The 15,315-nt window shown below is 36.2% G+C and carries 12 protein-coding genes and 1 tRNA gene; 4 read left to right on the forward strand and 9 right to left on the reverse strand.

Annotation, left to right across the window (positions count from 1 at the left end):
* Nucleotides 1-10: 10 nt before the first annotated feature.
* From CDG55_RS10695 to greB, 5 genes are all read right to left on the reverse strand, one after another.
* On the reverse strand, nucleotides 11-520 hold the full coding sequence (locus tag CDG55_RS10695; RefSeq protein WP_087537221.1) for a cytochrome b: 510 nt from the start codon (nucleotides 518-520) through the stop codon (nucleotides 11-13).
* 319 nt (nucleotides 521-839) lie between these two features.
* Nucleotides 840-1,613 (reverse strand): NAD(+) diphosphatase, encoded by a 774-nt coding sequence (nudC, locus tag CDG55_RS10700; protein ID WP_087537222.1) that lies wholly within the window; start codon nucleotides 1,611-1,613, stop codon nucleotides 840-842.
* 97 nt (nucleotides 1,614-1,710) lie between these two features.
* Nucleotides 1,711-1,923, reverse strand: coding sequence for a TIGR03643 family protein (locus CDG55_RS10705; RefSeq protein WP_046738190.1), 213 nt, complete (start codon nucleotides 1,921-1,923; stop codon nucleotides 1,711-1,713).
* 1,341 nt (nucleotides 1,924-3,264) lie between these two features.
* Nucleotides 3,265-3,354, reverse strand: a tRNA-Ser gene (locus CDG55_RS10715).
* A gap of 96 nt (nucleotides 3,355-3,450) precedes the next feature.
* On the reverse strand, nucleotides 3,451-3,939 hold the full coding sequence (greB, locus tag CDG55_RS10720; protein WP_087537224.1) for a transcription elongation factor GreB: 489 nt from the start codon (nucleotides 3,937-3,939) through the stop codon (nucleotides 3,451-3,453).
* A gap of 369 nt (nucleotides 3,940-4,308) precedes the next feature.
* Between greB and CDG55_RS10725 the strand changes: the two genes are divergently transcribed.
* The gene (locus CDG55_RS10725) at nucleotides 4,309-5,418 is read left to right on the forward strand and encodes a transglycosylase SLT domain-containing protein (RefSeq protein WP_087537225.1); all 1,110 of its coding nucleotides are present in this window, start codon (nucleotides 4,309-4,311) and stop codon (nucleotides 5,416-5,418) included.
* Nucleotides 5,419-5,470: 52 nt separating this feature from the next.
* Here CDG55_RS10725 and CDG55_RS10730 read toward each other — a convergent pair whose 3' ends face one another.
* Nucleotides 5,471-5,854, reverse strand: coding sequence for an SCP2 sterol-binding domain-containing protein (locus CDG55_RS10730; RefSeq protein ID WP_004660844.1), 384 nt, complete (start codon nucleotides 5,852-5,854; stop codon nucleotides 5,471-5,473).
* Nucleotides 5,855-6,053: 199 nt separating this feature from the next.
* On the reverse strand, nucleotides 6,054-6,959 hold the full coding sequence (gene ttcA, locus CDG55_RS10735) for a tRNA 2-thiocytidine(32) synthetase TtcA (protein WP_004660841.1): 906 nt from the start codon (nucleotides 6,957-6,959) through the stop codon (nucleotides 6,054-6,056).
* 492 nt (nucleotides 6,960-7,451) lie between these two features.
* Between ttcA and CDG55_RS10740 the strand changes: the two genes are divergently transcribed.
* Both CDG55_RS10740 and htpX read left to right on the forward strand, forming a co-directional pair.
* Complete coding sequence (locus CDG55_RS10740) at nucleotides 7,452-8,312, forward strand: lytic transglycosylase domain-containing protein (protein ID WP_087537226.1); 861 nt, start codon at nucleotides 7,452-7,454, stop codon at nucleotides 8,310-8,312.
* 214 nt (nucleotides 8,313-8,526) lie between these two features.
* Nucleotides 8,527-9,432 carry a protease HtpX gene (gene htpX / locus CDG55_RS10745; RefSeq protein WP_004660837.1) on the forward strand — a complete coding sequence of 302 codons (906 nt, stop codon included), beginning with the start codon at nucleotides 8,527-8,529 and terminating at the stop codon, nucleotides 9,430-9,432.
* A gap of 57 nt (nucleotides 9,433-9,489) precedes the next feature.
* On the opposite strand, the gene CDG55_RS10750 is transcribed toward htpX, so the two are convergent.
* Entirely contained in the window at nucleotides 9,490-10,083 is a 594-nt protein-coding gene (locus CDG55_RS10750; RefSeq protein WP_087537227.1) for a DUF4112 domain-containing protein, read from the reverse strand.
* A gap of 172 nt (nucleotides 10,084-10,255) precedes the next feature.
* Nucleotides 10,256-13,363 carry a multidrug efflux RND transporter permease subunit gene (locus CDG55_RS10755; protein ID WP_087537228.1) on the reverse strand — a complete coding sequence of 1,036 codons (3,108 nt, stop codon included), beginning with the start codon at nucleotides 13,361-13,363 and terminating at the stop codon, nucleotides 10,256-10,258.
* A 313-nt stretch (nucleotides 13,364-13,676) separates the two neighbouring features.
* On the opposite strand from CDG55_RS10755, the gene CDG55_RS10760 reads away from it, so the two are divergent.
* The gene (locus CDG55_RS10760; protein ID WP_087537229.1) at nucleotides 13,677-15,290 is read left to right on the forward strand and encodes a phosphoethanolamine transferase; all 1,614 of its coding nucleotides are present in this window, start codon (nucleotides 13,677-13,679) and stop codon (nucleotides 15,288-15,290) included.
* The last annotated feature ends 25 nt before the right edge of the window (nucleotides 15,291-15,315 follow it).

Consider the following 15,315-nt stretch of genomic DNA (forward strand, 5'->3'; position numbering starts at 1 on the left):
AGCTCTTGGTTCATTTTTTAAAATAAAGCATGCTTTTCAGAACATTATCTTTAAATACATAATGATGAATTAAGGCAGCTAATGCATGTAAACCTATAAGCACCATGAAAAAATTTCCAAGAAACTCATGCGTTTCACCAATTATTTCTACGTCCCATGAATTACTTATTAAAGGTAAATTCATTCCAAATAACTGATAACTTTCGGTTAATCCAGATAAAGTAAACCAACCTAATACAGGAATTAAAAATAACAATGAATAAAGTGTATGTTTCACCATTAAAAATAATGTTTTCTGATATTTACTCATCGGCTTATTGTGTGGGAGATCTTTTTTATAAATAGAAATCATTATAATTCTAATGAAAAATAACAGAAATACTGAGACTCCAGCAAAAACATGCAGTTCCCCACTTTTTAGATGCACTGTTGGATCTCCGCCAGTGATATAAGCAATTACGACAAGAAGAAACGTTAACCAATGCACTGTCATTACAGGAAAAGGATATTTATTTTTCATACCACCCCGACATTAAAATTCATATTTCAAAATATATAAAAATATTCTATTACATTATAAAAGTGATCTTAAATTTAAATTAATTTTTAAAAAATATTTTAAATATCAAAAACTAAAAATAAATATCATTTAACACCAAATAAAAGCAATCATTCTCAATTTCATTCATTATAAATTCATGAGTAAATACAACTCTAATTATTTCCATGTTTAATCGGAAAGTATTTTATGCAAAATTTAGCATAAAACACTTGGATATCTGAATTATAAAATTGGCTTAATCCGCCCAAATAATGCTATTAAGTGAATCAATACAAGATTATAACCATTCACTCGTATCATCGGCGACTGCTGTACCATGAATGATGTGCATGATCATGGCATAGGCAATACTGCCTTTAAATGGGATTTCTGGAAGTTGATCAAATTTAAAAAATTGAGCATCACTAAGCTCATCTTGCTGTAATTCAATTTCACCCGCGTGATAATCTGCTTTAAATGCAACCATCAAATTGCTTGGAAATGGCCAAGGTTGACTTGCCAAATATTTTATATTTTTAATGTGTAGGCCTACTTCTTCAAGTGTCTCACGTCGAACGGCATCTTCTAATGTTTCCCCTACCTCAACAAAACCCGCGATTAAACTATACATTTGCGTTTTATTTCGTGCATTTTTTGCGAGTAGAATTTCATCATCACCGCGTGTAATAATCGTAATGACACATGGATTCACTTTTGGATATTGTGTATAGCCACAACTTGAACAAACCATCGCAAACTGCTCAATGCTCTGGGTGGTTTTAGTTCCACATCGACCACAAAACTGATGATTACGTCGCCATTCAAGTAATTGTACAGCTCGACTTGCTTGCTCAAATTGCGTCTTATTCCAAAACTGTACTAATTGGCGAATCGGTACAAAATCGAATCCTTCAGGAATGATTTCATTTTCAGACAAATCTCGAGCAATCACTTTATGATCACTTGATAACGCCAGATCGTTATGCAATCTTTCGACTTGAGGAAGTTGGAAATCTTGATCCACTAAAAGCTGCTGTTGTTGAAAAATATAAGCAATTGATAAATTAGACATTACTTTACCTTAGTGATATGCAATTGATCTATATAAATAAAATCTATACTGTAGAATTGGTTATGAACGAAAACTTCTAATTTGTCACTGATCTTAATCAATGATGCTTGTATTGGCGTGAGCAATAACCACGAGACACTTCAGGCGAACGCAACTGCAAATGTTTTGTCTTACGTCCACTTACTCTCTTCCGCCAAAGCTTAAAACTATTGGTTTGTAAATGAAGCCGCATAAGTCGGATTACAGCTGATTCATTCAAACCATATTCACGAGAGATCGCTTCAAATGGGGTTCTGTCTTCCCAAGCCATTTCAATAATTCTAGATATATCACCATCGAGATATTGAGCTGTCTGAATCACAAAATCATCCTTACTTTTTAGAATTAAACTCAAAAATTCATGCAATAGATGACGATCAATCATCTGTTATCACAATTTAAATATGTGGATGATATTAAAATGTTATAGATGAAAAATTTGTGATTTTTTAAGATGAAGTAGTATAAGAAAATGATCTAAATAAGGGAGAAATTTAATCTCCCTTAAAACATAAGTGATTGATCTACAATTTTATATAATTCGTTTTATACGAGAGCAGTCTTTTTAGGATGTAACCTTGCTTAGGCTACTCAGAGATCAAAATTTTTTGACTTAAACAAACCATCGTAAATGGAACAGAATATTTACAGTATTGGATCATTAAAGTTAACCAGATTAAAAAAAAGCCACATCTGGAAATGTGGCGAAAGGTGTAACTATACTTGTACGGCTTTAGCGTATTTTTAAGTTAACTGAATTAGCTTAAATCAAACTGAATTTATCAAACTCAAGAAAGTTCTCTGATCAGTAATGATCATATTAAGTAATAAGACATCTACGTTTTATATAGGATGCAATCGGGTTAAATTAGAGCAGAAAAAAGAAAGACACTGGTTACTAAGCCAAGAAAGCACTCGTCATCTTGGTCAGCTATTCAGACAGTACAATTCAGTACTAGTCTCACGAATTAGTTTTAAAATTTACTGTGAGATTAATGTCATAGGCTGTGACATAAAACTACTACAGCAAGCAGCGAAACGATTACATCAAAAATTTGTCTACCACATTCATCACATTGTTTTAGATAAAATTTTATGTATTCAAAGTCGGATTCAAAGAACAATGACAGACCAATGTTACGTCAATATTCTTGTTTACGCTAAACCAAATGTAGAAGCTAACTTCAAGATTGATTTAAGTCAATTTCGCGATATATACGAAAAAGATTCAATTCAACTTATCACCTTTGCCAATAACTTGCTTAATAGACACTTTGAACTATTCGCTAAAAGTAACAATTTTAATGAAGTCAATTTCGAGGAATGGAAAGTATTTTTTAAATATATGCTCTATCCTTTGAATCATTACTACTATGAATCAGAGCATATAAAACCATCATTTACCACAACTTTGCTATAAGTTGAAAACAATTACTAAATCAAGTTTCTAGTCAAGCAACGAAATTTCAAACTTGGGAATTTCGAATTCCCAAGTAGTCCTCTAGACGCCTATCAAATGTAATTAAATCCAAAGTTTGATGAGGTATAGGTTGAGGGATAAAACCACAGATAAAAAAAAGCCCTTGTAATAACAAGGGCTTTTTGTAATATCTGGCGGAAGCGGTGAGATTCGAACTCACGGAGGACTCACACCCTCGTCGGTTTTCAAGACCGGTGCATTAAACCGCTCTGCCACGCTTCCAATGGCGGCTATCATATAAATAAAAATTAGAATTGGCAAATCTTTTATTCAAAATAATCAATCAAATGCTCAAAATAAAATCAAAACAGTAAAAAATTAAGCATTTTCAGATTTTTCATAGCAAATTGAGTTGATATACCACACTTTTTTTCCTAATGGAGTAATGACTTCCACCTCATCATCCACCTGTTTACTTAACAGTGCCCGCGCCATAGGAGATTCAATTGAGATATGCTGAGGATGATGGTCGTAGATTTCATCCACCCCCACGATACGCAAGGTTTTCTGTTCACCATCATCATTTTCGATTTCAACCCAGGCACCAAAATAAACTTTTCCCTCCTGCTCAGGCACAAAGTCAACAATTTTCAACTCCTCTAAACGCTTACCCAAATAGCGAACACGACGATCTATTTTCCTAAGTAATTGTTTATTATATTGATAATCTGCATTTTCTGAACGATCTCCCAAACTAGCGGCCCAGTTTACCTTTTTGGTGATTTCTGGACGTTCGTCATGCCATAGTTTTTTTAATTCAGCAACCAGCAAGTCATGTCCATTACGTGTGATCAAGTTCGATTTCATATTTAAAAACGCTACAACAACAATCCATTTACAAGTTTTTTCATTGTATTCCTTATTTTAGCATGACAACAGTGTATAAATTTTATTCTTTTTCAAATCATGCATTTGTGAGGTATTTCTCATTTTTTTATTGATCAAAATTTGACAATACTTTTTTTGGCGCTTAATATGCGCCCCTAAGTTGATTTTGTTTGTTTTTTGTACACCTTGTGAATGATGTGTAACACGTACATCATTTCTCCCATTAATCCTATGTCATTTTGAATGGCGTCATGACTTGCCCACCCTTATTGAATTTATCAACTTTTAAAAGTTAAGGCTTTGTTTTGCTGAACTTTTTGGGCATAAATTACCTGTAGCGGAGACAACATGCACAGTAATTCAAATTCTGGGTCGAGGCCTAGCCTTAACTCTTTATCTTCTAAACTTTCATTTCAAACGATGGTATTAGGAATTGCAATCCTTCCCTTTAATAGTTTGAACGCAGAAAAATCACATCAATACAAGACAGTTGTAACCACCAATACATTAACGGTAGTTGCTGTTGAAAACCCGACAACTGTCTTTAAAGACGGGCAATTTTTGCATGGTTTTGGCTATGATTTAGCACGAAATTATGCACAGAGTTTAAATGTCAAACTCGATTTTAAAACGGTTCCTGATAATGCAACTGCGTTAAAATGGATTGCTCAAGGTAAAGCTAATCTTGCTATGACAACTGCAAATTTAGCAGCCATTGAAAGTAAACAACTTGTCTCTTTTTCTGCAAGTTGTGGTGATCAAGCTACTTTAAGTAAAAATGGATTAAATCCTCAACTCAATTGGGTACTTAAGCAAGCTGATGATCCGTTAACGCTCACTGCAAGTGGATTTGTTTGTCAAAGCAAACAGCTTGGTACAACCCAACAACTAGCTTCCTTTTATAATCGCAATGTGGTTAAACCTGAAGCATGGTCTACGATTCAAAAAGACCTGAACCAGCGTTTGCCAATTTATAAAGCAAGCTTTAAACAAAGTGCGTCTAAGTATAATTTAGATTGGCATTTGCTCGCTGCTATTGGCTATCAAGAGTCTTATCTTAAACCCACATCGGTTTCTCCCACTGGTGTACGCGGTTTGATGATGTTGACCAATAGCACCGCTCAAGCAATGGGTGTGAGCAACCGATCTGATCCGATACAAAGTATTCAAGGTGGTGCGAAATATTTTGATCTAATGCTAGATCAATTTTCGAATGTCCCTTATCCAGACCGTAATTGGTATGCTTTGGTCGCCTATAACATGGGACCAGGTGCAGTCAATCAGATTCAAAACCGAATCAAAACCCAAGGGAAAAACCCAAATCAATGGGTAAATTTATATGATTATTTACAGCGTAACCAAGCGCGAAATGGTCGATATAAACAAGCAGTTCAATACGTGACACGTATTCGAACTTACTTAGAACATTTAAAGACCAACAGTCGTATTGATGTCTAAGTTGAAAATAAAAAAGCTTACCTCTCGGTAAGCTCTTTTATGAGAAAAGGACTTAAGCAGTTTGCTCAAGTACTTTCTTGAATAAATCTTTTTGTTCTTGGCTTGGCTTCGCCGTTTGTAAAGCCATCAGTTGAGACATATCGCCTTGTACTTTGATTTTACCAGTCATAAACGCTTGCATAGCAGCAGCCATATCAAACTCTAAGAATACTTTACGTAAAGTTTCCGCATCCATATTTAAAGTTGTTTTAGCATTTGCAGACAAACCTTTTTGGATTTTACCAGCATCTAAGGCCAATTCGGTATTACCAGCCGCATCTGTTACAACTAAGTTAATCGCTAAATTCGCAAGTGCTGGTGGTAAATTTAAATCACCCGCTTCAGCAGTAAGTTTTTCAACAGTTGCAAACCAATCATCAGTTAAAAATGCAGCCATGATTATTCCTCAAATATATTTGTTCAATTTCTTGTGTCATCTATCCAGATAACATTAAATGAAGCAATTTGCTTGTGCCCTGTTATAGCACGTAATTTTTATTTTAGGCTATGGCTTTTTGTACGAAGAATTCACTTTTTAGCTCTTTTTTATAAAAAAAAGACACTTAAATAAGTGCCTTTTCAAAAAGTTTTACATTTTATTCAGCAGCGAAACTCAAGTTCACCACATCAAGACGATTTTTCATCTCTTCAGGGTCTTTCATATCAAATTCACGTTGCCCATCTAAGGCTTCGAAATCAAACAATTCACGGTCAGCCAATTGTGAAGGCGATACATTCTGTAAGGCACCAAAGATGCTATGTAAACGTTTTGGATGTTGTTTATCCCATTCACGTAGCATGTCATTAATAATTGCACGTTGTAAGTTTTCTTGTGAACCACATAAGTTACATGGAATGATTGGGAACTTTCGTAGATCAGCATATTTAATAATGTCTTTTTCTTCGACATAAGCCAAAGGACGAATCAAGATATTCTTTTTATCTGAAGAAAGAAGTTTTGGTGGCATTGCCTTTAAGCTACCGCCATGGAATAGATTTAAAAAGAAAGTCGCCATAATGTCATCGCGATGATGACCTAATGCAACTTTGGTTGCACCGATTTCTTGTGCGAAGCCATATAACGAACCACGGCGTAGGCGTGAACATACCGCACAGTAGGTTTTACCTTCAGGCGTTAGGCGTTTAGTAATCGTATAAGTGTCTTTTTCAAGAATGTAATAGGGAATGTTATTTTCTTCCATATAACGTGGTAAAACATCTTCAGGAAACCCTGGTTGTTTTTGATCAAGATTCACCGCCACAACATCAAAGTTAATCGGCGCGATACGTTTAAACTGCAATAAAATATCAAGCAACGTGTAACTGTCTTTACCACCAGACACACAGACCATGACCTTGTCGCCATCTTCGATCATGTTGTAATCACGAATTGCATGCCCTACTTGACGACGAAGCTTTTTCAACAGGCGATAATATGCCGAACTCGTCGGAAGCTCAGGCTTAAAATTAAATCCTTGGTTGGACTCCACTGGCGCGTACATAGACGTGATTTACTCATAAACAAAAATACCGCAAGATTTTATCCGATTCCGAAAAGATGCGCACCTAAAGAATTTTTCAATTTCGTGCAATCGTCATATTTCAGTTTCATACTGGTAAAATTCTGACCAAATTATGTCAAAACGGTCTGGATTGCTTATATTTCAAACTTTTCCACAGTTTTCCACAAAAGCTGTGGATAAAATTGTGGATTTCTTCGCTATTGACAAAGTATTTTTATGTGAGAACAAGGCTTACAATCAAATTGATCATTTTTTAATCAGTGTTTTTTAGTTAATAAAAACAATGATTTAAATATGTCAAGACTTAGATTTTAAAAAAAATAATTTAATTTTTTTGCTGAACATTCGCACAAAACGACTTGCTTTTTGTAAGAGAGCGGAAATAAAAAAATTGTAGCTAAAGTTTTTTTTATGCTTTTTTTTGTTACACTACTGTGAACAACTCCATGCTCATCTTTTGTGAATATTATAATGATGGACAAAACAAAATATATTTTCGTTCTTTTTTTGGGGACAATCGGTTTTTTAAATACGACAGTATCTAGTTATGCTGGTCAAACCATTTATCAATTTAAAGATGATAATGGTACAACTTTACTTACCAATAAAAAGAAAGCTGAATACAATCACCTAAAAGTGATTAAAGCGACCTATTATGCTGATAGCAATATTCACAGCTATAGTAACTGGGGCGCAAGTGAAGCCTCTGTTCTACCAAGTTATAGTCGTAATAAAAATGCTTTTGATCAGATGATCCGTCAAGCAGCGCAACAGCATGGCGTTTCAGAAGGTCTTATTAAAGCCGTTATGCATACTGAGTCAGGTTTTAATATTAATGCGCGATCCCCTGTCGGTGCTCAAGGATTAATGCAACTGATGCCTGCAACTGCACGGCGTTTTAACGTGAGTAATGCTTACGACCCTCAACAAAATATTTTTGGTGGTGCGAGATATCTAAGTTGGTTGTTAAAACGTTTTAATGGCAATACGCAACTTGCTATTGCTGCTTATAATGCTGGTGAAGGTAATATTGATAAATATGGTGGAATACCGCCATTTCGTGAAACACAAGATTATGTCCGTCGTGTCACAAGTCGTTTTCAAAATCTCTATTCATCAAGTCTAAGTTCAACTTCGAGTTCTAATAATGCAAATACTCAAGTGATTGCTCAATCGGCAAATTATACATCTTCAAATTCAGAAGCTGTGTCCGCACCTAAACAATATAGTCGTCAAATTATCACATTGGCCGATGGTACTTTTACAGATGCACCAGGCACATATACCACAGCCAATGCAACTGCATCTGCACGAATCCGAGTAAGTGATTAAACAAAGAAATCACTTATTCTCACATCATGATTTTATTTGTTTTTTTCAAATAAATTAGTCGTTTTCGCCTTCTTAAAACACTTCTATTCTTTTATTAGCTTAATGTATCTACGCTCATTTTTTGCTTGAATTTTTAGGGTTCGCCCTGCATATTAGCGTTATGATTTATAATTTATAAATCAGATCAGTTTTTATTTATAAGAGGATTTTCTCAATGATGCGGATTGGTTTGTTCTTGCTGACCAACCTCGCGGTACTGGTTGTAGCTGGCATTATCTTGTCACTCTTCGGTGTCGGTAGTTACCATGGCGCGGGTGGCTTGAATCTAGGCAACCTTTTAGTCGTCTGTTTTGTCTTTGGTATGGTGGGTTCTTTAATTTCCTTATTCATGTCGAAGTGGATGGCGAAAAAAACCACTGGAACTGAATTAATTGACCCAAATGCTCCTCGTAGTCAAGCAGAAGCTTGGTTACTACAAGAAGTGGCACAACTTTCCCAACGTGCAGGTATTAAAATGCCTGAAGTTGGTATTTTCCCTTCTTACCAGTCCAATGCATTTGCGACAGGTTGGAATAAAAATGATGCTTTAGTCTCTGTTTCGACAGGCTTACTTGAGCGTATGAACAAAGATGAACTTCGTGCTGTACTTGCGCACGAAATCGGTCACGTTGCCAACGGCGACATGGTGACCCTTGCATTGATTCAAGGTGTAGTGAACGCCTTCGTGATGTTCTTCGCACGTATTGCAGGTGACTTTATTGACCGTAATGTGTTCGGTCGTGAAGATGGTGAAGCACCTGGTCTTGCTTATTTTGCTATTACGATTGTACTCGACATCGTATTTGGTATTTTGGCCTCTGCGATTGTAATGTGGTTCTCTCGTCAACGTGAATATCGCGCAGACGAAGCTGGTGCACGTTTAGCAGGCAAACAAGCAATGATTTCTGCTCTACTTCGTTTACAGGCAGAATCAGAAATGCCAGATCAAATGCCAAAAGAAATGAAAGCATTTGCAATTGCGGAAGGTAAGGAACAAGGCTTTAGCTTAGCGGCTTTATTCCAAACGCACCCAACCATTGAACAACGTGTTGCCGCTTTACAGCAATTAAATGTTCAATAATCAGTATCAGATAAATGATAAAGCCTCCGTTATGGAGGCTTTATTTTTGCTTAAAATCTAGTGAGTTTGAAAAGATTGATAAAACTGCCACAGATAACTAAAACCTGCCCAAACTGCAACAACCAATAAAATCAGTACGGCAATACCCAATAAATCTGGGATACGTAACCAAATCCAACTTACGATCGGATTACGCCAGAAAGCTGAAGTTTTCTGCTTTTGTTCTAGGGATTCATGCAAGAATGGATGCACCACATGAATATCACTGTGCACTTGATATTCCTCACGGATATGATCATGTACGATTTCCAGTGTCTTGCGACTTGGACGAATAAATACGTCAAATAAGGTACCGACAATTGGTACAAAACCCACCAACATATCCATAATTGCCAGTTTAACCACACCTTTCAATTTATGCTGTGGTACGCCCACTTCTCTGGCTTTTTTAAAAGCATATAGTGTTAAAATAAAACCTGCGATATCGCCCGCAAACGGCATGGTACTCAATGCAGCATCTGCCCCGACTCCCTGTTTGGTAAAAGGAATTCGAACCAAACTGTCCATGGTATTGGCAAATTTTGCTAAATCACGTTCAACAGCAATCGCTTGCTGCTGAGTTAATTTTTTTTGTTCTGTTGGAGCAGTCATTCACTCAACCTAAAAACGTTGTTTATGCTTGAGAATAAAGTAGTTTTTAGGCTTTGTCGGTACAATTATTATTATCAATCAGAATAAAATCATTGAAGCAATTAATAATTCAGGTCTATGAGCTTAACTCATAGACCTGATCATTCATTTGCACTGAATTTTAAAGATTGTCTTATTCAGTGGTTTCCAGTTTATGTTTAGGCTGGAACATACTGGCAACCAGTACAAACATAAATGGAATAAATATCAGTACCAATATTGTCCCGAATATCACACCACCTAAAACACTGATACCAATTTCTTGACGGCTTACAGCCCCTGCTCCAAATGCAAATACCAGTGGAATAACTCCTGCGCCAAATGCAAAAGAAGTCATTAGAATAGGACGCAAACGCAGCCCTGCACCTTGTAGCGCTGCTTGAATGGCATTTTTTCCTTGTGTTTGGGCCATCGCTGCAAATTCAACAATCAAAATTGCATTTTTACAGGATAAGCCAATTGTTGTAAGTAAAGCGATCTGAAAGTAAACATCATTTGGTAAAGCAAAAATATGGGCAAAAATAATACTACCGCCAATCCCTAAAGGAATTGCGGTCATCACAGCCATAGGAATACGCAGACTTTCATACAACGCGGCTAAACATAGAAAAATAAATGCAATGGAAATTAAATATAGCCAAATTGCTTGATTAGTCGATTGCTGCTCTTGATAAGAAAGCCCAGTCCATAGTAAACCTAAGCCTTCTTGTTGACCCACCAACTGTTCAATATCTTTCATGGCTTGGCCTGAAGATTGACCATTGACAACGTTAGCTTGTAATTGCAAAGCACTGTATCCCATATAGCGTTGCACAATGCTTGGTGTCCCTCCCCATGATGTCGTTGAAAATGAACTAAAAGGTACCATTTGATTTTGATTATTGCGTACTGACCAGCTATATAAGTCTTCAGGCTTAGAACGGAATGGTGCATCACCTTGTAAAATAACTTGTTTAATTCGACCACGGTCAATAAAGTCATTCACATATGTCCCACCCCATGCGGTCGACAAAGTACTATTAATTTCATTTAGATTTAAACCATTTGCCATCGCTTGCTTATGGTCAATCTTCACATTCAAAGTAGCTTTACTATCAGTGGATTGTTTATCTAAGTTTTCAAAACTGGAATATTTTTGTCCCAACTGTTGCAACTGTTTAAAACTTTGATCGAGGAATTGCTCACCTTGCCCATTAATATCCTGAATCCATAAATCCATTCCATCTGTTGCGCCTAATCCATTTACCGAAGCAGGCAACGTCACATTGATCTGTGCATCGGGAAATTGGCTAAAATATTTAAGTGCTCTCTTTCGAATAGCTTCAGCAGAGTTTTTCTTCCCAGTACGGTTGTCCCAATGATTTAATGAAACAAAGCCTTGTCCAAGATTTTGCCCCGTTCCAGAATTATTTCGTCCGTAACGAATAAGCACTAAATTGACATTTGCTTTTTCACTCTGAAGAAAATACTGACGAATTGCCTCACCGACCTCCTGACTTTTTGAAAGTGGCGCACTATCCACTAATTTAAATTGAACACTTAATATCCCTTGGTCTTCTTTTGGTAAAAAACTACTTTGCAGACTGCTATAGAACAAAGCAAATACGGCAATTAATGCAATAAAAATCACAGATACAGAGATTTTATAACGAAGCATGGTTTGCACTAGAGATAAATACTTATTTTTAAGTGTGTCTATCCCGTTATTGAACCGAATCGCCCATGACTTAGGTTGATGGTTTGGCTTTAAAATCAAAGCACATAAAGCGGGTGTAAGCACCAAAGCCACTACTAAAGATAAGACCATCGCAGCAACCAAAGTGATTGAAAACTGACGATAGATAACCCCGATAGAACCAGCAAAAAATGACATTGGAATAAAAACGGCTGTTAACACCATGGTAATTCCAATCAATGCACCACTAATTTCTTGCATAGATTCAACGGCTGCTTGTTTGGGTGACAAATGCTGCTCATGCATAAGCCGTTCAACATTTTCCACTACAACAATTGCATCATCAACCAACAAACCAATCGCAAGTACCAATGCAAAGAGAGTTAAAGTATTAATACTAAATCCAAGTAATTCAAGTACGGCAAAAGTCCCTAAAATCACGATCGGTACAGTAATACTTGGAATAAGCGTCGCACGCCAACTTTGAAGAAAAAGGAACATGACTAAAATAACTAAACCAATTGCTTCGACAAGTGTTTTAATTACCTCTTTAATAGATTCTTGCACAAAGGGAGTATTATCTCTTGGATAAACAATCTTATACCCTGTTGGAAGCTTGCTAGAGAGTTCATCTAAAGTCTGATGAATAAGTTTAGATGTTTGAATTGCGTTGGCACCAGAAGATAAAGAAATACCAAGACCTGCAGCTGGATAACCATTGATCGTATTAAATGATTGATAATTTTCTGCCCCTAATTCAATCCGAGCAATATCTTTTAATTGAACAAAACTTCCAGATACATCTGATTTCACAATAATTTGTTCAAAGTCTTGAATGGACTTTAAGCGAGAACCTGCTGTTACTTTTGCATTCAAGTATTGACCTTGAACAACAGGCAAATCTCCGATCGCACCTGCTGCCACCTGTGTATTTTGAGTAGTAATCGCGGTAACGACATCATTTGGAATTAAATTATATTGAGTCAATTTATTTGGATCTAGCCAGATTCGCATTGCATACTGCGATCCAAACACATCTGTTTCACCGACGCCATCAATCCGATTTAAATTATCAAGGACATGTGTAGATAGATAATCAGACAATGCAATATTATTTGCTTGCCCTGTACTGTCATACAGTCCAATCACCATAAAGGTATCACCCAAGGACTTAGTGACATTTACTCCCTGCCGTTGTACCGCATCTGGGAGACGGCGTATCACGCCACTAATTTTATTTTGTACTTGAACCTGTGCTGTATCGGGATTTGTGCCATTTTCAAAACTAATCGTAATACGGCTACGACCAGCTGCATCGCTGGTTGAACTAAAGTACAGTAAATGATCAAGCCCTTGGATTTGCTGCTCTAAAACTTGAGTTACACTTTGTTCAACTGTTTTGGCATCAGCACCACTATAGTTGGTCGATACTGTAATTTTCGGTGGAGCAATATCAGGATAACGTTCAACTGGCAAATTCAGAATTGCCAGTATTCCTAATGCCATAACAATAATGGCAAGCACACCTGCGAAAATTGGACGCTCAATAAAAAATTTAGATAGCATGGCTGCTCATTCCATCGTGGAAACAGTCAATTTTTTCAACAAAAAGATAGGAAAATAGAGGGACTTTCAATCTACGATCATTACCGAGCTTTCAAGGAAACACCATCCTTATTAACATATCATTGCAAAAAGCGAAAATTACGGAGAAATAATGAGTTTTTTATTGATCATCAGCATATTTCATCGAAAACAAATCAGGTTAAAAATTTAATTTACTATCCAATCAAATACTTCTTAATTTTAGATTGACACTCCACTCACTTAAACCGATAGTAGCACGCTCCCTGTTGCTCCCTTATTTTTCTAGGCATATATGAAGGCCAATTTTAAACATTTTAATATTCTGCTCCTAATTCTATTGCCCGCATTAATTACTGGGGGGTTACTCAGTATTGCTGGCAATTTGTCTGATGGTTTAAGACTGGGATTTCTTTCTTTGCCAGGTGTAGGTTTAATTTGGCTTGCCATTAAAACACAAAAAAAATATTGGTATGGACTTACAGTTTTATGGTGGTTTGCGACTTGGCTTGATGTACTACTGCGTTCGAGTACGTGGTTTTTATTTGATAGTGATAATGAAGCCTATTTTATTATTGAAGCTATTGCCAATACCAGTCAGCAGGAAACGTGGGAATTCATACAACTACACTTAAGCACAATCTTAAGTGTGATTTTTAGTCTACTTTGCTTGCTTATTCTTTACAGTATTTCTACTTTCAAACTAATTAAAGCTCACCATCTTGATCAGATGTGGCAGAGTCGAATTTATCGTAGTTGTATCGTTTTACTTGTTTTATTAACAATAACAAGCTATTTAATGAAGCCATCACGTAAAGTTCATCCCATCATTTTTTGGTCAGACTATCAAACAAAACTTCAGGATTTTAAAAATAGAATTAAGCAACATCAAAATGTACACCGACAATGGGACATCAGTGCAAAGCAAAATTTAACTCTAACAAAAAAACAGGATGAGAAACAAACACATGTGTTAGTTCTCTCAGAGAGCTTAACAAGTTTAAATTTAGGTGTTTGTGGTTATCAACGCGAGACGACTCCAGAATTAGCAAAAAAACTTGATGAGTTAAAAATCTTTTGTAATGCATTTTCACCGTCACCTTCAACGATCAACGCGCTACGTGTTTTATTGACTGAAAGTCCTGCATCTGCGCATGATCAATATTCTTCGGAAAGCGTTTTAGCTTACGCTCGCGCAGCAGGCTATAAGCTTTATTGGTTAAGCAATCAAGATGATAGTTATTTATCTTCATTATTTGGTTCTTATGCAGATACGGCTGTTTATAAAAATACACGATCAGGAAGAAGTAGTCATTCATTAGATGAAAAGCTTATTCCCGTTTATCAACAAGCCCTTGCAGATCCATATCCTAAAAAACTGATTATTCTTCATTTGATTGGCGCACATCCAAATTACCAAGAACGTTACCCATTAGCGTTTAATAAATTTACTGGAGACAGTAATGATGCTGTCGAACTCGACCTCAAGAATCGTAATATTGATCCTTGGGTTCGTTCACTACGCAATGATTATGATAATGCAGTATTATATGAAGACTCGTTGCTTGCTAGATTTTTAGATGATCTAAAGGCTGATAATAATTCTGACTTTAGATCTTTTATGGTCGTTTCAGATCACGGAAATGAAGTTGGTCATGAAATTGACTATGCTGGTCACAGCCCGAATACAAAAGCCGGATACCAAGTTCCTGTGATTATTTGGCATGACAATATGCAAGTCACGGGTGTCAATAAAGAAAAAATGCTTAATACAGCAGAACTTGATAACAATTTAATGCATATCATGGGTCTTAAAAATAAAACTGCTTCACCGCAATCTTATTGGTTAGATCGTGATTATCGTTTTACGCCTGAAGTAAATTGGCCTTATTGGCAAAATAAGTCTTAAAAATTTAATCTAGAGAATGCCCATC

Origin of the sequence: Acinetobacter sp. WCHA45 (assembly GCF_002165255.2) — a bacterium.
Classification (GTDB): Bacteria; Pseudomonadota; Gammaproteobacteria; order Pseudomonadales; family Moraxellaceae; genus Acinetobacter.